This is a genomic window from Hymenobacter baengnokdamensis (genome assembly GCF_008728635.1).
GTDB lineage: Bacteria > Bacteroidota > Bacteroidia > Cytophagales > Hymenobacteraceae > Hymenobacter > Hymenobacter baengnokdamensis.
Map to the genome: position 1 here is coordinate 1,190,362 of NZ_CP044285.1, position 19,111 is coordinate 1,209,472.

Here is a 19,111-nt window from a genome sequence, read left to right on the forward strand (position 1 = left end):
TCCGTACTGGCCAGGCCCTCTTTTTTCTATAGTTCTAGCGTTACCTTTTCTTCTTTCTATGGCCGAGAGCGCAGTACAGCCGGGTCTGGACCGGCACGCCCAGCCCATTCGCAGCATTCTGGTTACCCAGCCCAAACCGGCCAACGACGTTTCTCCCTATTCCTTGCTGGCCGAGCGGTATGGCATTCGCGTCGATTTTCGGGAGTTTATCGATGTGCAGGGGGTTCCTTACAAAGAGTTTCGTAAGGATAAGGTCAACATCGCCGAGCATACGGCGGTCATCTTTACCAGCCGGAATGCCGTAGACCATTTCTTTCGCATCTGCCAGGAGGCGAAGCTGGAAATGCCGGCTGAAATGAAATATTTCTGTATTTCAGACCAGACGGCCAACTACCTGCAGAAATACATTGTGCTGCGTAAGCGTAAGCTGTTTGTGGGCCTGCGCACCGCCGCCGACCTCTTCGAAGTCATTAAAAAGCACAAGGGTGAGAAATTCCTTTACCCCTGCTCCGACATTCGCAAGGACGACCTGCCCGAGTTTATGCGCGCCAACAACCTCAAGTTTACGGAGGCCGTTATTTACCGCACGGTGGCCAGCGACTTATCCGACCTGTCGGACGTGAAGTACGATTGCCTGGCATTTTTTAGTCCTTCCGGCATCAGCTCGCTGTTTGTAAACTTTCCCGACTTTGTGCAGGGCGGTACGCGTATTGCTGCCTTTGGCCCTACTACGGCCAAAGCGGTGCGCGATGCCAACCTTATCCTTGATATTGAGGCTCCTATGCCCAATGCCCCGTCCATGACGGGCGCTATTGAGGCGTATATTCGAAAGCACGCCGTTGAGGCCGGTATAACTGCCGGCACAGACCGGTCGGGTAGCTAGCGCCGGAGACCGGTTTGGCAAGGAGCGACTGCCCGCCGTGGCCGGTCATTTCTTTTGCCGGGAGGTAGCGTAAGGGGCTAAATTAGTAGTTACATTTGAACGTAGGTTGTTATGCCTGTTGCCTCCCTGTATCTCCCTTCCAGCTCCCTTTCTTCGTAGCCCCATGAAAGGATACTTACTTGCTACGCTGTTAAGCGCAGCAGCTGTGCCCGCCCTGGCCCAGCAACAGCCACAGTTTACGCACTACGGCCTCAATGGCATGTACCTCAATCCGGCTTACGCCGGTATCAAAGGGCAGACGGAAGTAAACGTTATCGGGCGCTACCAATACCTGAACCTGGGCAACTCGTTTAACGACGAAAACGGCTCGCCGCGCACGGGCATGGTATCGGCTTCAGTGCCGGTGCTTGCGCTTAATGGCGGCGTGGGCCTGGCAGTATACTACGACCAGATAGCCGTTACGAAGATGACGAATGCTACGCTTTCCTACTCGCAGCACGTAAAGCTGGGAGCCGGGCAGCTGGGTATTGGCGTGCAGGGGATTTTTACGTTTTTAAGCAAGGGCAGCTACCGGCCAAATGACCCGACCGACCCCTTCGTGCCCGAAAGCGGCTCCGACCATAAGTTTGATGCGGGCGCCGGGCTTTGGTATGAGTCGCCCAAATTTTACGCGGGTCTCAGCGCCAATAACCTGTTCCGGCAGACGTATACCCTGCAAAGTGCTATTCGCGATGCCAGCGGTAAAATTATTGGGTACCAGAATACCTCTCAGGTACTCGGCGAGAATCACGCATACCTGACGGCCGGATACAATATCGAGGCCTCCTCCAGCGTTACGGTGACCCCTACGGTATTAGTAAAAGCCGTATTGCCAGGCAACTACGATGCTGCCACCAAGTACGACAACCAGCACAACTACTCCGTGGAAGCGGGGGTGCGGGCTACGCTCAACGACCAGTTCTGGGCTGGTCTTAACTACCGCCAGCAGGAGTCAATATCGGGCCTGCTGGGCTACGCTTTTGGCGCCGACAACCGCTACCGTATCGGCTACGCTTTCGACTTCATTGCCTTCGACCAGGCGGCCCGCGCTTTCAGCTCACACGAAATACTACTTTCGCTTCGTTTGCCCAAAGCCGTGCTCTTTACCCGTCCTGCCATCCGAACCCCCCGCTATAGCTTCTAGTCAGGCTTGTCAGAAGCGATACCGGCTAGCAGCCGGCGGTAATAAGTAGAAAATTTTGGGGCTGTTAAATTGTATTTTAGGGTCGTTAAGCGCCTTTTTCACGCCGCTGAACGAATAACAACGTGAACGCGTCTGTGCCGTATTGCGCAACCACTTGGAATAACGTAGATTTGCCAGTAATTACACAACTTGCCACAATCGCAGCCTGATTATAAATTAGTTCTTTCTCTCTATTATGAAAAAATTTCTGGTATTACCCCTATTAGCCTTATCGGGGGTATTTCTAGGTGGCTGTTTTACGAAGAACTACCAGGGCGACTTGGTGGGCACTGACGACCGGCCCATCTTTAACCCGCAGGAAGTGCCCTTCGGAATGGTACCCTGCCCAGGTGGAACTTTTCACATGGGCCAGACCGACCAGGATATCTCGGCTTCGATGGTAAACATGAATAAGCAGGTGACTATCGCCGGCTTCTACATGGACGAAACCGAAATCACGAACAACGAATACCGGCAGTTCGTGAACGCTATTATGCAAGACTCGGTAGAAGCGCTGGGGGAGGATTATATCAAAACGGAGCTATATCCTGATACTACTGTATGGGTGCGTGACTTTACCTACCACATGGGTGACCCTCTGCTGGAATACTACTACTCGCACCCGGCATTCGACGATTATCCGGTAGTGGGCGTTGATTGGTTTGCGGCCCGCTATTTCTGCAACTGGCGCACCAAGTATAAAAACACTACCAACGAGGAGCGCGGCGACGCGCCGTACCCGAACTTCCGCCTGCCTTCCGAGGCCGAGTGGGAGTACGCCGCCCGCGGTGGCCGCGAAGGGGCTACCTTCCCCTGGGGCGGGCCTTACATCCGCAATACCAAGGGCTGCATGCTGGCCAACTTTAAGCCGGGCCGGGGCGACTATGCTTCCGATGGCTATGCCTATACCTCGGAGGTCGGCTCCTACTTCCCCAACGATTTCGGCCTCTATGATATGGCCGGCAACGTTTCGGAATGGTGCGATGATGCGTATATGGAAGCCTCGGTGCCGGTAGTGTGGGACCTTAACCCTACCAACCCCGATGATAACGAGCCCCGTAAAGTAGTGCGAGGCGGCTCATGGAAAGACATTCAGTACTTCCTCGAAACCGGCACCCGTAACTTCGAGTACCAGGATTCGGCCCGCTCCTACATCGGCTTCCGCTGCTCCATGATTCAGATTGGCATGGGTACCAACCGCGGTCTGAACTAACCATCTCAACACCACTTCCTCAATTCACCAAGTTCACACTCCCTACTTTAGGAATTATCATGGCAGCTAAAGGTAACCCCTTCTTCGACAAAGTAATGCCGTTTATATACGGCGTTGGTGCAGCAGTTGTAATTGTCGGAGCACTATTTAAGATTGAGCACTGGCAGGGAGCCGACACCATGCTTATTGCTGGTCTGTCTACTGAAGCCTTCATCTTTCTTTGCAGTGCCTTCCAGCCGCACCAAGCTGAAACTGACTGGTCGTTGGTATACCCTGAGCTAAGCGAAGGCTACGACCCCTCGACCAACGAGAACGGTTTCCGCAACAAGCAGCTACAGCCCAATGGCCTGACCGGCAAGCTGGACGATATGCTGAAGAACGCAAACGTTACGCCCGAGGCGCTTACCAACCTGGGCCAGGGCCTGAACCGCCTCAGCGCTACGACTGCTCAGATGAGCCAGCTCGGTGAGGCTACCAACGCTACTGATGAGTACACCCAGAAAGTGCGCACGGCGGCCCAGTCGCTCGACGGTATTAACAAGGCTTATTCTAACACGGTAGATGCCATCACTTCGCTAGCCAACGCTACCGGCGATGCCAAAGAGTATCACCTGCAGGTGCAGAACGTAACCAAGAACCTGGGCGCCCTGAACGCAGTGTACGAGATGGAGCTACAGGATGCCAACACCCACCTCAAGTCGATGAACCAGTTTTACGGTACGCTGGGCAAAGCCATGGAGAACATGATGCAGGCTGGCAAAGACACCGAAAGCCTCCAGCACCAGGTAGCCGACCTGACCGGCAACCTGTCGTCGCTCAACCGCGTGTACGGCAATATGCTGAACGCCATGCGGGCTGGTGCCGCTAGCTAAGCGAGCTATAGTATCCTATTCGCTTATTCTACCACAATTACGTAATATCTCTAGCAGATGGCAGGCGGAAAAGAAACACCGCGGCAGAAGATGATTGGCATGATGTATCTCGTGCTGACCGCTCTGCTGGCGCTTCAGGTTAACTCAGCAATTCTGCTGAAATTTAAGTTTATTGATGATAGCTTGCTTGATGTGAGCAGTAAAACAAGCGCGGCAGCTGATAATACGGTAAAAGGTATTCAGGCAGCGGTGGTTAAAAACCGCAATCAGGCGCAGGACCTGACTGTACTTAAGGAAAGCGAAGATATTCGTGCCCATACCAAGAGTATGATTGAATACCTCCGGGGAGTGCGGGAAAAGCTTATTGTAGGAACTGGCAACCCAGCTGGCGCGACCGAATACAAGGATTTGGACGCGAACAATAAAGTAATGCCAATAATGATTGGAGGCAAGAAAAATGGACTTGCCTACCCGCTGAAAAGTGAGCTGAATAAGTATTCGGATTACATTAAGCAATATGTGCCAGGCGCTGCTCCCCTAGCACTGGATGCGGACCAGGATGCGCGCATCAAAAACTCGAAAGACGAGCATATAAGCGGCCAGAAGGGAAAAGACTTCGCTGAGCTTAACTTTGAAAACACACCTTTAGCTGCTGCGCTGGCCGTACTCAGCCAGAAGGAAACGGAGGTGCTGAAGTATGAAGCAGATGCCCTACAGGCTCAGGCTGCCAAAGTAGGAGCTAAAACTCTCGTATTCGATAAGCTGGGTGCTTTTGCTTCGGCTGAATCGAACACAGTAGCTGCCGGCACCAAGTATAAGGCGGAGCTTTTCCTGACCGCCTCGGCCAGCAACCTGACGCCGACCATGACCTTAAATGGCAGCCCGCTGCCCCTGGACCCTGTTACCAAGCATGGCAAAGTCGAGTTTACGGCCCGCCCCGGTAATTTTGACAAGGACGGTAATGCCAAGGCTTCCTGGAAAGGCACGGTTCGCATCAACCAGAACGGCCGCGATACCACCTTTGCCGTCACGGTACCTTATACCATTACCAAGCCGGTAATGCAGATTCAGTCGGCTTCGGTGCAGGCACTGTATTACAAGTGCGGCAACAAGCTGAGCGTGCAGGTGCCAGCCCTGGGAGCGCAGTATCAGCCCAGCTTCTCGGCTTCGGGTGCTTCGGTTATCAACGGCCAGAAAGGTGACGTGACGCTGGTACCCAATGCCCGCGAGGTAACGCTGAACGTAAGCAGCGGCGGCAACGCCATTGGCTCGCAGACCTTCAAGGTTCGACCAATTCCGAACCCTACAATTAAGTGCTACACCGGCGGCAGCGAAGCCAATGAAAAGCAGGGAACTCCCGGCAACCAGATTCGGTCTGTAACGCTACGCGCTATTCCCGACCCCGGCTTTGCCACTTTCCTGCCCGAAGATGCCCGCTATCGGGTATCGCGCTTCCAGGCCGTGCTGGCCCGCGGCAAGCGCCCGGTAATCGGCCCCAAGACCATCAACGGTCCGCAGGGTGATTTCAGCGACATGGTAAACGCCTATAAAGAAGGCGACCGTCTGTTTATCGAGGTTCAGGGCGTGCAGCGCATGAACTTCCAGAACCAGACCGAAGATGTGAACATGACCCGTACGTTCAACATTCCGCTGCAATAAGATAATTAGGTATTTCGTTAGCTTAAAAATTCTATTATGACCCGCTATTTCAAAGCATTGCCTTTCACCGCGGCGGCCCTGATGGTCGCGCTGGTGGGCCGGGCGCAGGAGCAGGCCACCTCGACCGCTACGACGGGGGCCATCCGGCAGATTCCGGTTTCCGACCAGATGTTTCGCAAAACCATCTGGCGGGCTATCGACCTGCGCGAGAAGCAAAACCGCCCGATGTTTTCGGATGGCAAGGAAATCAGCAAGGTCATCATGGAGGCCGTAAAGCGCGGCGAGCTGCAAGCCTATAAGAACGACTCGGTAACGTCGACGTTCTCGCCCGCCGAGGTTAAGAGCAACATGTCGTATGCGCTGGAAGCTCCCATCAGCCCCGATGCGGATGGCGGCGACTGGGGCGCTCCGGCAGCCAAGGGCAAAGGCGCTAAGAAAGCAGTTGCCCCGGCCAATGATGGCTGGGGAGCCCCGGTAGCCTCTTCTACGCCGGCTTCTACCACTAAAAAGGTAAAGGTGCTGGATAGCAAAGGCAAGCCGGTGAAGAAGAACGGTAAGTACGTGTACAAAACCGTGAAAACTTCAACCGTAGCGGCTGCTCCGCCGCCCCCACCTGCTACCACTGCTGAGTATCGCTACAAGGACCTCTACCAGATGGAGCTGACCGAGGAGATGATATTTGATAAGAAGCGCTCGCGGATGTACCACCAGATTAAGACGGTGTCGCTGAAGCTGCCTTCTACGCTGCCCGGCAACGCGGCTGGCCTGGAAAAGAACATTGCCACGTTTAAATATTCGGACCTCGTTAAGGTATTCCGCAACAATCCGCAGAGCGCCATTTGGTTCAACTCGCAAAACGATGCGCAGCACAAGAACCTGGCCGATGCGTTTGAGCTGTGGCTGTTCAACTCGTACATCGTAAAAGTATCGAATCCCTCGGGCGACGACCTGGCTACGCAGTACGGCAGCGAGCGCGAAGGCTTGCTGGCTTCACAGCAAACGGCTGCTGACCTCGTAGAGTACGAGTACAGCCTGTGGAGCTTCTAGAAACTCAGCCTGCGCTGACTGTCCTGCATAACTGAATACAAAAAGGCCCGTGCTACCAGCACGGGCCTTTTTTGTGTTCGGTTTTTACTGTTCAGTAAGCGGGGTAAGCTTTTCCGATTGCTCGAAGTAGTTGAGCAGCACCTTGGCCTTGGCTTTCCCGACTTCGGCTACCAGCTCGGCTTCGGTTAGCTCTTTGATTTTCTTGACGGACTTGAACTTGCTGAGCAGCTTATCGGCCGTGACAGGGCCGAGGCCTTTAACATCGGTGAGCTCCGTTTTGAGCGTGGCCGCGTCGCGGGTGGCGCGGTGAAAGGTGATACCGAAGCGGTGCACTTCGTCGCGCATACGCTGGAAGAGGCGCAGGCTTTCGCTCTTTTTATCGATGTAGAGCGGCAGCGGGTCGTTGGGAACGTAGATTTCTTCGAGGCGCTTGGCGATGCCGATAACCGGGATTTGCCCCCAGAGGTTGAGGTCTTTCAAGGCTTTCACGGCCATGCTGAGCTGGCCTTTGCCGCCGTCTACTATCACCAGTTGGGGCAGGCTGGCGCCTTCGTCAACCAGGCGGCGGTAGCGGCGCGTAATGACTTCGTACATGGTATCGAAGTCGTTGGGGCCCACCACCGTTTTGACGTGGTAGTGGCGGTAGTCTTTCTTGCTGGGCCGGGCATTGCGGAAGCACACCATGGCCGATACCGGGTTGTCGCCCTGAAAGTTAGAGTTGTCGAAGCACTCGATATGTTTGGGCAGCTCCGTCAGGCGCAGGTCTTTTTTGATTTGCTCCATAATGCGCACCTCGTTTACATCCTTGCTCTTCTCGTTCATGCTTTCCTTCTCCTTGCGGAGATATAGTACATTCTTAATACTTAGCTCCAGCAGCTTGCGCTTGTCACCTATTTGGGGCTGCGCTACGGCTACGCCGGGCAGCGGCAGCTCGCCAACGGGCACGTTGGTAAGGATTTCCTTGGCCTCACTCTCGTATTCCTGGCGCAGCTGCATAATGAGGGGGGCCAGAATTTCGGCATCCGTCTCGTCGAGCTTTTTGGTCAATTCCAGGTTTTGGGTCAGAATGATACTGCCATTCATCACCTTGAAATAGTTGACGAACGCCGCCTTCTCATTGGAGGCGATACTGAAGACGTCGATATTGGTGAGGGAAGCATTGACAATGGTGCTTTTGGCCTGAAACTCGTCGAGCTTGTCGAGCTTCTGCTTAAACTGATGCGCCAGCTCGTACTGCATTTCCTGCGCCGCGGCAGTCATCTTCTCGCGGAAGTACTGCTTGGGCAGGCGCAGGTCGCCGTTGAGAATCTGGCGTATTTGATTAATATATAAATTATAAGATATTTCATCTTCCTTCGCCTCACACGGCCCTTTGCAGTTGCCGATGTGGTATTCGAGGCACACCTTGAACTTGCCGGCGGCTACGTTTTCGGGGCTCAGGTTGTAGGTACAGGTGCGCAGCGGGTACAAGGCCCGGATAAGCTCAAGCAGCACATTGAGGCCGCCCTGGTTGGCGTAGGGGCCGAAGTACTGGCCGTCGCCGGGCTGCTTGTTGCGCGTAGGAAGGAGGCGCGGGAAGCGCTCGTTGGTTAGCAGCAGGTAAGGGTACGTTTTGCCGTCCTTGAGCAGGATGTTGTACTTGGGCTGGTGCTGCTTGATGAGGTTATTCTCCAGCAAAAACGCATCTGACTCGGAGTTAACTATCGTAAATTCAATACGCTTGATATTCTTGACGAGCTGCTGGGTTTTCTTGTTATGGTCCTGCTTGGTAAAATAGCTGCTCACGCGCTTGCGCAGGTCTACGGCCTTGCCCACGTAGATAATCCCCTCGTCGTCGTAGTAGCGGTACACGCCGGGCTGGTGCGGCAGGTGGTTGATTTGCTCTTGTAGTTCGGGTTTGGCTGCCATAGTCGGGCGGGTTGGGCGGGAGGTTGCCGCAGGGGTACGCAGTGAAAACGCGGAGGTACGCGCAGGAGTTATCCTAACAGAAATGGCCGACGAAAAGCGCCGGCCATTTCTATAAGCTGGTAGCTAGCCCCGGCTAAATGTCCTTCTTGTCGAGTGGGTCAAGGACGGGTGGGGCCAGTTTCTGGTCGCTCGGGATAGTATCGCGCTGGCCCCCGTAGTATTTGGAGCAGTCCAGCTCGATGGTGAGTGGGGCGGCGGGCGCGGGGAAGGGCCCCCGGTCTACATCGAGCGACTTATCGGCGTACACTTTCTTCATAAAAATGCCGTAGAGCGGCAGCGCCAGGCGGGCGCCCTGGCCGTAGGCCCCGGTGCGGAAGTGAATGCTGCGGTCTTCGCCGCCCACCCACATGCCGCACACCAGATTGGGCGTGATGCCCATAAACCAGGCATCGGAATAGTTGGAGGTGGTGCCGGTTTTGGCCCCAATCTGGTACGGAAAATTGAAGCCCGTGTGCAAAATCGTGCTGGTGCCGCCGGGCTCGGTCGTGCTGGCTTGCAGCATGTTGGTCATCACGTAGGCGGTTTCCTCGCTCAGCGCCTCCTTGGTGGGAGCCACGAAGCGGCGAAGCTCGTTGCCGTTCTTGTCCTCGATGCGCGTTACCATAATGGGGCCGGTCCAGACGCCTTTATTCACAAACGTACCGTAAGCCCCGCACAGCTCGTAGATGCTGCAATCGGAAGCCCCGAAGCCTACGGCCGGCACCGGGTCGATGGGCGACGTAATGCCCAGGCGCTTGGCGTAGGCCACCACCGTTTCGGGCCCCAGCTTGTACACCAGCCAGGCGGTGATGGAGTTCATGGAGCGGGCCAGCGCCTGGCGTAGCGTAAAGGTGCGGCCCGAGTAGCCGCCCTCGAAGTTTTTGGGCGTGTAAGGTGGGCGGCCCGCCGCGCCGGGGAAAGTAGTGGCCACGTCGGGCCGGGGGAAGCACGGCGAGTAGCCCTGGTCGATGGCCGCCGTGTATACGATGGGCTTGAACGTGGAGCCCGGCTGGCGCTTGCCCTGGCGCACGTGGTCAAACTTGAAGAACTTGTAGTTGGGCCCGCCCACCCAGGCTTTGATGTAGCCGTTGAGCGGATTGACGGCCATGAAACCAGCTTGCAGGTAGCGCTTGTAGTAGGCCAGCGAGTCCATCGGCGACATCAGCATTTCCTTCTCACCCTGCCACGAAAACACCGTCATCTTGTACTTCTTGTGCAGGTAGTAGTTCACCGAGTCTTTGCGGCCGTCGAAGCGCTCCATCAGCGACTTATAGCGCTGGGTGCGGCGCATGGAGGTTTCCAGGAAGTTCGGGATAACCTGGCCGTTCTCGTCGCGCCAGGGCAGCTGGCCCTGCCAGTGCGCCGAAAACCATTTCTGCTGCAACGCCAGGTGCTCGGCCACGGCCTTCTCGGCGTAGGTCTGCATGCGTGAGTCGAGAGTGGTGTAGATTTTCAGGCCGTCAGCATACAGGTCGTGGTCGGTTTCCTTGGCCCAGGCTTGCAGGTACTTGGCTACCTCGGTGCGGAAGTAGGGCGCCAGGCCCTGCACCGGGCTTTCCACGCTGTAGTGCAGCTTGATGGGCTGGGCCGTATCACGCACCATCTCAGCGGCGCTGAGGTAGTTGGCATTAACCATCTGCCGCAACACCCAGTTGCGGCGGCGCTTCGAGCGCACCGGGTGTAGGGCCGGGCTGAAGCGCGAGGGCGCGTTCACGATGCCGACCAGCACGGCCGCCTCGGGCGTAGTGAGCTGCTTGGGGCTTTTGTTGAAAAACGTTTTGGCCGCCGTGTTGATACCGAACGCATTGGAGCCGTAATCGACGGTGTTGAGGTACATCCGGATGATTTCGCGCTTGGTGTAGTTGCGCTCGAGCCGGATGGCCAGCAGCCATTCCTTGGTTTTGGTGATGAGCAAGCCCAGCTTGCCGGGGCCATTAAGGGTGCCATTGTTGAGGTTGCTTTCCTCACCAGGGCGCGTTTTAAACAGCACCTTGGCTACCTGCTGGCTGAGGGTAGAGCCGCCCCCGCTACGGCCCAGCCCTGCCACGGCCCGCATAATGCTCTTAAAGTCGATACCCGAATGCTGCTCGAAGCGCACGTCCTCGGTGGCGATGAGCGCGTCGATGACATTCTGGGGCAGGTCTTTATACTCAACGGGCGTACGGTTTTCGCGGAAGTACTTGCCCAGCAGCACGCCATCGGCCGAGTATATCTCTGATGCCAGCTCACTTTTGGGGTTTTCGAGCGTGTGCAGATTGGGCATGCGCCCAAACAGATTCATGAAATTGATGCTGACTGCCCCTATGTAGAGCAGCGCGCCCAGCACACCACCCGCAAACAGCATCCACATCGTGCGTATAAACGCCTGAAAGCGCCCCTTACGGGCCGGCGGCGGTGAACCCCGGCGAACTGGAGGGGTGGGGCGGGCCGGGGAGGGGTAAGATGTAGGCATTTTGTTGAGTTGGGCGGGCGGAATAAGGAAGGATAAGCAACCCGGAAGCACGCGGCATGTCCTGGTTCTTCCCGCTTAATGCCTCGTCCGTGCTATTGGTAAACTTTCTGGTAAAACTGCTGGTAGCCGGCCAGGTCGCCACCGGCCTGCTGCAGCAGCGTCAGGTTGGCCAGGCTGATGACAATGGCCTGGTAGCCCTGCCCACGCAGGCGCGACAGCGGTGATTGCGGCCCCCGCAGCTTGGTGGCGTAGCTCTGGGCCACTTTGGAGCCTGGCAAAGACCGGACCACTACCATCTCCTGGTCGGCACCCAGGGGTTGGGCCGGCAGCACCGTGAGGTTGTTGGCCCGGAAAAACTTGCCGTTGTACGCGGTAAGCTGGGCGGCCAGGTCGGCGGTAGGCGCACTGCCCTTGGGGTACACCAGCACTATCGCATGGGCCGCGCTGAGCTGTGTGGCATACGCTACTTCTGGCGCTGCCACCGGTGCCGCTGGTGCTGGTGTAGGTGCTACTGGTGGTGCGGTAGCTGGCTGCCCCGGCGCTGCGGTCGGCTGAGTAGGGGCCGGCGCGGGTTTCAGCCCCGGCGCTTCTTTAGCGTTGGGGGTACTGGTTAATGCTGCTTTAACAGGCAAGTCTTTATCGGGGTTAGCAACCGGAGTAGCCAGCTGCAGCGCGGAGGCTTTTAAAGGCGTTGGCGGAGCAACCGGAACAGCCTCGGCCGGTGCTGGCGCGGCCGGCGACTCATCGTCGCCGTACAGAATACGCATCCGGTTTTCAACCTCGCCGGGCCTGAACTGAGAGATAACCGGCTTTTCGGTCGATGCCAGCGCTCCGGTCAGCTGCCCGGCCTCTGCCTTCTGAAACGCGCCAGCCAGGGCCTGGGCCTGGGGCACCAGCTTGCTATCGGGATAGTCCTTGGCGAATTGGGCCACCGAAGCCCGCACCGCCGCCGGCGGCTGCGTCCGGATGGCCAGCAGCAGCTTCAGGTAAGCCACGTGGTCGGTCAGGTCACTCTTCGGATACTGCTGCTCGAGCCGGGCAACGGCGGCTTTCGCCCTGGTAAAATACTGGTCCTTATAGAGCGAAAAGGCCGAGTCCAGGCGGGTCGCCACGGCATTGTGCAGAGCGCGCTCGTGCTCGCGGTACAGCGGGTCAGCGATAAGCTTCGCGTACGTTGAGCTAGGAAACTCGCGCTGCAGGGCAGCGGCGTACTGCGCAGCCTTAACCGGGTCGGGCAGGTCTTTGTAATAGAGGTAAAGCAGGTAATCGGCATCGGGCGCGTGCTCGCCGCGCGGGTAGCGGGCTACTTCGCCGGCGTAGGTTTCGTAGCCGCGCTGCTTTTCCTTCAGCAGCTCTTTATAGATGCCGCCCAGCTCATACATAGCCCCTTCTATCTGCTTGTCCGATGCTTGCAGCATGGCCGGGGTGCTCGGAATGCTTTGCCGATACTTAGCCACAAGCGCGCTCTGCTCGGCCTGCGGGTCAACTACCGGCTTGGCAGCCGGGGCGCTGCCTGCCGCGCCGCCGTTTACGCGCGTCTGGTCGTTGCCGGTGAGGCTCACCGGGGTGCCGCCATTCTGTGGAGTATTGGGCGAGTTGCTCGGCGTGTTGGTGGTACGCCAGTTATCCTGCAGCTTGCGGTCGCCCCAGCTGCGAATAAAGTCGCCTCGGGCCGTTCCCAGGGTACTGGGGTTATCAAAATACCACTGGGCGCCCGTGGCCGCCGTGGCAGTCGGGTCAAAGGCGTTGGGGTTGCTGATGTCGCGCTGGCTGCCGCTCAGGGCGCTGGGCGAGGAGGTAATGCGGCTGGCATCAGCCTGCTGCTTCTGAGCCAGCGCTTTCTGGGCCGCCAGCGCCTTAGCTTCGGCTTTGCGGCGGGCTTCCAGCTCGGCGGCAGCGTAGGTATTCAGGCGCTGGTCGAGGTCGGCGGCCGGCAGCTTAGCCAGCGCCTGCAGGCTGTCCTGCGTTTCAATGATAGTATACTGCCTGGCAAATTCTTTTAAAATACCGGCCCGTTCTTCCGTGGCCGCAAACAGCGGATTGGTCTTGGGCATGGCCTGCACCGTGCTGTCGTAGTAGGCGGCCGCCAGGCGATACTTCTGCAGGTTTTCGTAGTAGATACGCCCGGCCAGCAGGTAAGTATAGCCTTTTTGCGATTTACTGGGCGATGGCACTTTGGCCGCCGTGCGCAGCAAGGCCAGCGCATCGCCGTACTTCTGCTGCCGATAAGCCAGCCGGGCCATCTCATAATAAATCTTATCGCGGTACTCTTTGTTTTTAGGGTCTTTCAGCAGCTGCGCAAAGTATTTATCGAGCCGCTCCTTGCTTTGCTTGTCGAGGTCAGAAACCTGGCCCAGCAGCAGCTTGGCCTGAAAATCGAGCTCGTAGGGTGGGTTATGCTTCAGAATATTGTTGAGCTGCGCCGTGGCTTCCTTATTCTGGCCCTGCGCCTGGTAGAGCTGCGCCAGTATAAAGCGCGTGCGTGAGCGCTCATTCTTGGCCGGAATGAAGGGCACGGCCCGCTGTAGCTGCGCAATGGCCTGCTGCGGCTCCTCACTCTGCAAATAATAATCGGCACGGGCCAAAAACAGCTCGCGCGCATCCTTGGGCAGGCCTACTTCCTTGTCGAGCAGGTCCGATACCGCTTTGGCATTGTCGAGCTGCTTGGTTATCAGGAAGGTGCGCATCAACCCAATCAGGGCCTCGTGCTTGGCAAACGGGTCGTGGCTGGTGCTGTTTACGTACTTAAACGTCAGGGCCGCGTCGTCGAACTCCATCTTATAAAACCGCGCCCAGCCCACGAGCAGGTAAGCATCATCGGTCCAGTCAGAGCCGGCGCGGTGCTGAATGGGCAGCGAAGCCTTCTTAATAATATCGTTGAGGTCGGGCCGGGTAGCCCGCACCGTCGTGCTGTCGAGGGTAGGGTAGAGGGGCAGTACCCGGTTGTAGTCATCGCCCCGGCCTTTATACAGGGTAGCCTCGGTGGCCCACAGCTTCTCACGAGCCAGAAAGAAGCCGTTATCACGAGCCGCCACGTTATTGAGCGCATGGCTCACGAGCGACTTATCCGAGGCGCAGGCCGCCACGCTCAAGCCCAGCAAGGCCAGCAGCCAAAACCGATAGTATTTCAAGGAAATAGCGATTTTCAACGTTAAAAGCTGGTCTGGTAAGTAAGTCGCAACGCCCGGAGCCTTCCAAAATGTTCAGCCCTATCGGCTCTAACGGCCGGCAACCCGTAAAATTACGCCCAACGTACCCGAAACCTTCATCTAACCCTTAGCATCCTGCGGCTCCAGCTACTTATGGAGAGCATCAGAAAGTGTGGGGCAGTTGGGTTGAGCCGCTGGCAGGCGGGTCCACCCTGAGAGTCACAGAAAGTCTATACGCTGGCTGCTGATTAAGTGTCCACCCCGACTGCCTCACACTTTTTGATGCTCTCGTTTACTTCTATTAACTCAGTATAAAAAAATAACTTCATTTAATAACAATCCTAAAGTCCGTTTATTATAGACATAACCTATTTGTAGTCAGATATTTACTATAAGAATGCTCTTTTTATAGCGTCAGAGTATGTTGAACAGGAAGTTGCTTACTGAGTCTGAAAAGCTTACGTTTACAACTATTCCGCAACTGCCTGATATTAGGGCAGAAAGCGGCTGTTCTTTTTCAGCTTTTTCGATGCGCTCCTTCTTCATAGTTCTATGCGGGCTCTTGGTCGTTGGTAGTAGCGGTCCATTGAGCAGTTGTCGGAGTAACGACCCAACAACCGGCACCACCCTAGTTGCTGGGCAGGTCGTGGAAAGCCAAACGCTCAAGCCCGTTAGCGGGGCTACGGTACAGGTATATCATGCGAGCAGTGGGGGAGGGTACGTGCCGGTCGGCACTGGCTATGCGGCCGACAAGCAAGGGCACTTTTCATTTTCTTTCGACGCCGACAGCAAAACCGGTTACTTAGTGCGGGCGAGCGCGCCCCTCGGCTACTTTACCGACTGGGCGGCTGCCCCTTACTTAACAGCGGGACGCAGCAACGAAGGCTTAGTAATTCCCCTGCTCTCCCCGGCCTGGGTTCGCCTTCAGCTTGTCGACGAACCCCCAAAAAGCCAGGTCCTAATACATATCTCTGGCTATGACGGACCAGGCGATCAATTAAATTATCCACGGGATACTACCCTCATCAGACCTTGTCAAGCTGGATTTCCGACCAAAATTATTTGGGTGATAACACCCAAAGATGGTCCTGAAAGACAATACTCTCAGGACATCAAATTAGCTGCTTTGGATACGATTACGGTACACATTGCCTTCTGATTCTACACACTGCCATCTTTTCCTTTTCCGTATGAAAAAACAGCTACTCCATCTTCTCTTCCTGCTTGCACTACTGGCCGGGGCCAGCAACAGTGGCTGGGGCCAGGCCGCACCATCGGACGGCGTCGGAAATCCTTTGAAAGAGCGTCAGGTGACTTTTGGCAGCCTCGCCCCCGGTCGCATCTCGACAGGCGTGCTACTCGACCGCATGCTCTTTCTCACAAATCCCCACCGCTTTGCTGGTCTGGGTGATACTTCAGTCTCCTACAAAGGTTTCGAGCAGCAATACTGGGAGTTTTATCACGCAGCCCTCGACAGCACCCGGCTTACCACCCTTGCCACGCTTCGTGCCAGTATTGCCGAACGGGTACAGCAGGATGTAGTACCTTTACTTATGCTGCACTACAGCTACAATGAGTTGGCAGTTACGGCCGCTCGCGATCAACTCGTCACCCTCGACTCCACCAACGAGCGGGTTTATGATGGGCCGGATATGAGTCGTAGTCCCTACACTACTGGCCAGTTCTTCTCGGTTGTGCTGCCAGTCACGGCGACAGGCAGCGTACTGAGTGTATATGTAGGACCGGAGTTCTGGCTCGGTAATACCCCGGCTCCCAACTCGGTCACAATTGATTTTGGGGATGGCTGGGGAGGCCGAACTATCGCGATGGGCACTACGATTCAGGTCCAGGTAACCACGGCAGGGACCGAGCAAGCCACCCTAAAACCCGCTACCTCTAAACCCGCTATGGAAGTCGACCCTCCTCTTATGATTCCTCCTCCCCGCATTGCGGGGGGCGGAACGCTACGGGTAACAAACCCAACTACTGGCCTCACGGGCGCCACTACTTTAGGCGCGACTACCCCGACGACCATTCCCCCCAATGTCGCCCTGGGCGTACTCGCCAGCCGAGCCTGGCCAGGCTTCACGCCCACCCGAGGCGTGTACGGGCCGAATGGGCACGCCACGGCTATCGCATGGATAAAGTATGCGGATGATAATAAACCACTTCCCGATGGCACTCGCAGACTTCGCCGTCCCTTGGTATTTGTAGAAGGCATTGATTTTGAAGATGCTCGTGGTGGAAACGACAAATCCGGCGCGGGCACTTATTTCAACTACAGTGTGGATCATACCGGGCCTATTGACTTGGCTAATTTCACCTCTGGCAGCATTGCCCAACGCGGCGGCTTTCGCAATGGCTCCGCCGGCTGGAACGAAATGGTGGATTACAATAGCGACTATAAAAGCTTAGAACAATTCCCTACGCTGCGGGCCCAATTACAGGCACCAGCCAGTCAGAGTTTTCCGAATGGAGCAGGTGGAGGGGACTACGACCTTATATACCTCGACTTTTCTGATGGAGCTACCCTGATTCAGCAGAACGCAATGGTATTCGCCGAGTTGCTTCAGTGGATAAATCAGCCCGCAAACCGGACCACGGACGCGGAAGAAACGTTGGTGATAGCAGCCAGCATGGGCGGACAGGTAGCCCGCTTTGGCTTAGCGTGGATGGAGCAGCAGGGCCTGTGCCACAATAGTAAGCTCTACGTCTCCTTCGACTCTCCGCACCGGGGAGCTAACGTGCCATTGGGTATCCAATACATGTTCGACCGGCTGCAAGCCGTGTTGGTTCGCTCTTATAGTGCGCAAACTGTCGTACGCGACAAATTGATGCGGGAGGCCTCCATGCAAATGACCCTGTTTCACTTCGCCGATGGTGCCATACCCTTCCGTACCCAGTGGCAGGCTTGGCAGACGTCGTCAGGTAGCTACCCTTCCCTACTTCGTAAAGTCGCCATCGCCAACGGCAGCGGGCGAGCAGTGCCGCAGGATGGGATGTTTCCGGGTATGCGGATGCTGCACACGTCCGGGGCCGGGCTGTTCACAGGTCCTAATTATGCCTTTGCCTTACCCGGCTCGACGGAGCGGGGCCACACCAACGTCGTGTTCCGGTACCGAACCGCTATCTCTTTATTCAACCGCTGGCACTACAGCTACGCTGACCCCAACTGGAGCAACTACGATACTAGCCCCGGCTCTTCCGAAACCACAGCTAAAGATGCTAATGATGAGAGTAGCACCCTGGTCGCCGACTGGAAAACCAACACCTTCATGTCCACTATCAGCGCCCTCGATATTCAGGATGCCGGCGGGTTTAACCGACCGGATTTTACATACAATGTCCAACAGCAGATTCCTAAGAATAACCTCCCAAATCGAGCCAAATATGCCTTCGACGCTTATTTTACGGCCGATAACGTCAACGAGCCACACGTGCAGATAACCAATGGGCAAGCCTCACCCAACGGCAATACCTCATACACGACCGATAATGGTGACTGGATTCAGAACGAGTTGCGCGAATCGTCACACCATATGCCGCCAATCCTGACCGGAGCTTATAACTATGGCAGTCCCTATCGTCACCTTCTACCTTCCGTGCAGGTCAATGCGGGTGGTCAGCTTTACCTCAACAACGGCACACTTCCAGCTAGCGGTGGGACTGCTGCTACACAGTCTGCTCCAACACAAGGCAAATTTGATGTGTACACCTGCAACTGCGCAACAGTGGTACAGGTCAATACTGGCGGGCAAGTTCTGGTAGGAACCAGTTCGACCTACTCAGCTACTCTGCTCATGGCGGCCAACAGCCTGCTCGACCTGCAGGCCGGCAGCCGCCTCGACATCGGGCCGGGCTCGATGCTGCGCATCGCGGCCGGGGCTACCCTGGTGCTGCGCGCCGGCACGACCCTGAACCTGAACGGCCTGCTGGTGGTAGATGCCGGCGGCTACGTGTGCATCGAGAACCCGGCCAACCTCGTAACCGGCCCCACCGGGCAGCTGAACCTGAGCCAACAGGCCAACTTTTTTGCCAACCCCGCCCTGCACCTGACCGGCCTGGCCTGCCAGCAGTGCCTGACCCAGGGCTACCTCACCATCAACGACGGCAGTACCCCGGCGGCTACGTGCGCCCCCACCAGCGCCGTATTCAGCATCAGCGCCAGCCAGGGCACCCAGGGCCCCTACACCTGGCAGGTAAGCCAGGGCTCCATCGACTCTGGCCAGGGCACGAGCCAGATTACCGTCTCGGGCCTGCCCTTCCAGGCCTACACCCTGCAAGTGCAGGTGAGCGCGCCGGCCACCTGCGCCGGGGCCGCCGACCTCACCCAGCAGCTCAGCCAGAGCTACTACACGCGCAGCCCCGACGGGAGCTTGTGCCTCAACGACGGGGCCAGCTTTGCCGCCCTCTATCCCAACCCAGCTACCGACGCCGTGGAGGTACACCTGACGGCCGCCACCACGACCAGCGCCACAGCCTCGCCCCTCACGGCCCGCCTCTTCGATGCCTACGGCCAACCCAGGGCCGAGCAAACCAGCCACGGCGAGGCCGTGCTGCGCCTGAGCACCCGCCAGCTGCCGGCCGGTCTCTATTTCGTCCACCTGGTGCGCAAAGGCACCGTGATAGGCCGCCAGCAGCTCCGCATTGAGCGCTAAACGTTTTCA

At 56.9% G+C, this 19,111-nt stretch carries 11 protein-coding genes; 8 read left to right on the forward strand and 3 right to left on the reverse strand.

The features are described from left to right. The first annotated feature begins 58 nt into the window (after positions 1–58). From F6X24_RS05080 to porN, 6 genes are all read left to right on the forward strand, one after another. Positions 59–883, forward strand: a complete 825-nt coding sequence (locus F6X24_RS05080; RefSeq protein WP_151086950.1) for a uroporphyrinogen-III synthase — start codon at positions 59–61, stop codon at positions 881–883. Between the two features lie 163 nt (positions 884–1,046). Continuing rightward, positions 1,047–2,066: a PorP/SprF family type IX secretion system membrane protein gene (locus F6X24_RS05085; RefSeq protein ID WP_151086952.1), complete on the forward strand. Its 1,020-nt coding sequence runs from the start codon at positions 1,047–1,049 to the stop codon at positions 2,064–2,066. A 235-nt stretch (positions 2,067–2,301) separates the two neighbouring features. After that, positions 2,302–3,318: a T9SS ring complex lipoprotein PorK/GldK gene (gene porK / locus F6X24_RS05090; RefSeq protein ID WP_151086954.1), complete on the forward strand. Its 1,017-nt coding sequence runs from the start codon at positions 2,302–2,304 to the stop codon at positions 3,316–3,318. A 59-nt stretch (positions 3,319–3,377) separates the two neighbouring features. Next, positions 3,378–4,190, forward strand: coding sequence for a type IX secretion system motor protein PorL/GldL (gene porL, locus F6X24_RS05095; protein ID WP_151086956.1), 813 nt, complete (start codon positions 3,378–3,380; stop codon positions 4,188–4,190). Between the two features lie 57 nt (positions 4,191–4,247). Then, a complete protein-coding gene (gene porM, locus F6X24_RS05100) occupies positions 4,248–5,849 on the forward strand; it encodes a type IX secretion system motor protein PorM/GldM (RefSeq protein ID WP_151086958.1) in 1,602 nt (533 codons plus the stop codon). 36 nt (positions 5,850–5,885) lie between these two features. Then, complete coding sequence (porN, locus tag F6X24_RS05105; RefSeq protein ID WP_151086960.1) at positions 5,886–6,896, forward strand: type IX secretion system ring subunit PorN/GldN; 1,011 nt, start codon at positions 5,886–5,888, stop codon at positions 6,894–6,896. A gap of 84 nt (positions 6,897–6,980) precedes the next feature. Here porN and uvrC read toward each other — a convergent pair whose 3' ends face one another. The 3 genes from uvrC to porW all read right to left on the reverse strand — a co-directional run bounded on the left by uvrC (position 6,981) and on the right by porW (position 14,444). Then, complete coding sequence (uvrC, locus tag F6X24_RS05110; protein ID WP_151086962.1) at positions 6,981–8,804, reverse strand: excinuclease ABC subunit UvrC; 1,824 nt, start codon at positions 8,802–8,804, stop codon at positions 6,981–6,983. Positions 8,805–8,937: 133 nt separating this feature from the next. Continuing rightward, entirely contained in the window at positions 8,938–11,295 is a 2,358-nt protein-coding gene (locus F6X24_RS05115; protein WP_317132519.1) for a penicillin-binding protein 1A, read from the reverse strand. 92 nt (positions 11,296–11,387) lie between these two features. Then, complete coding sequence (porW, locus tag F6X24_RS05120) at positions 11,388–14,444, reverse strand: type IX secretion system periplasmic lipoprotein PorW/SprE (protein ID WP_151086964.1); 3,057 nt, start codon at positions 14,442–14,444, stop codon at positions 11,388–11,390. 421 nt (positions 14,445–14,865) lie between these two features. Between porW and F6X24_RS05125 the strand changes: the two genes are divergently transcribed. Beyond that, entirely contained in the window at positions 14,866–15,603 is a 738-nt protein-coding gene (locus F6X24_RS05125) for a hypothetical protein (RefSeq protein WP_151086966.1), read from the forward strand. 31 nt (positions 15,604–15,634) lie between these two features. Continuing rightward, positions 15,635–19,102 carry a T9SS type A sorting domain-containing protein gene (locus F6X24_RS05130; RefSeq protein WP_151086968.1) on the forward strand — a complete coding sequence of 1,156 codons (3,468 nt, stop codon included), beginning with the start codon at positions 15,635–15,637 and terminating at the stop codon, positions 19,100–19,102. The last annotated feature ends 9 nt before the right edge of the window (positions 19,103–19,111 follow it).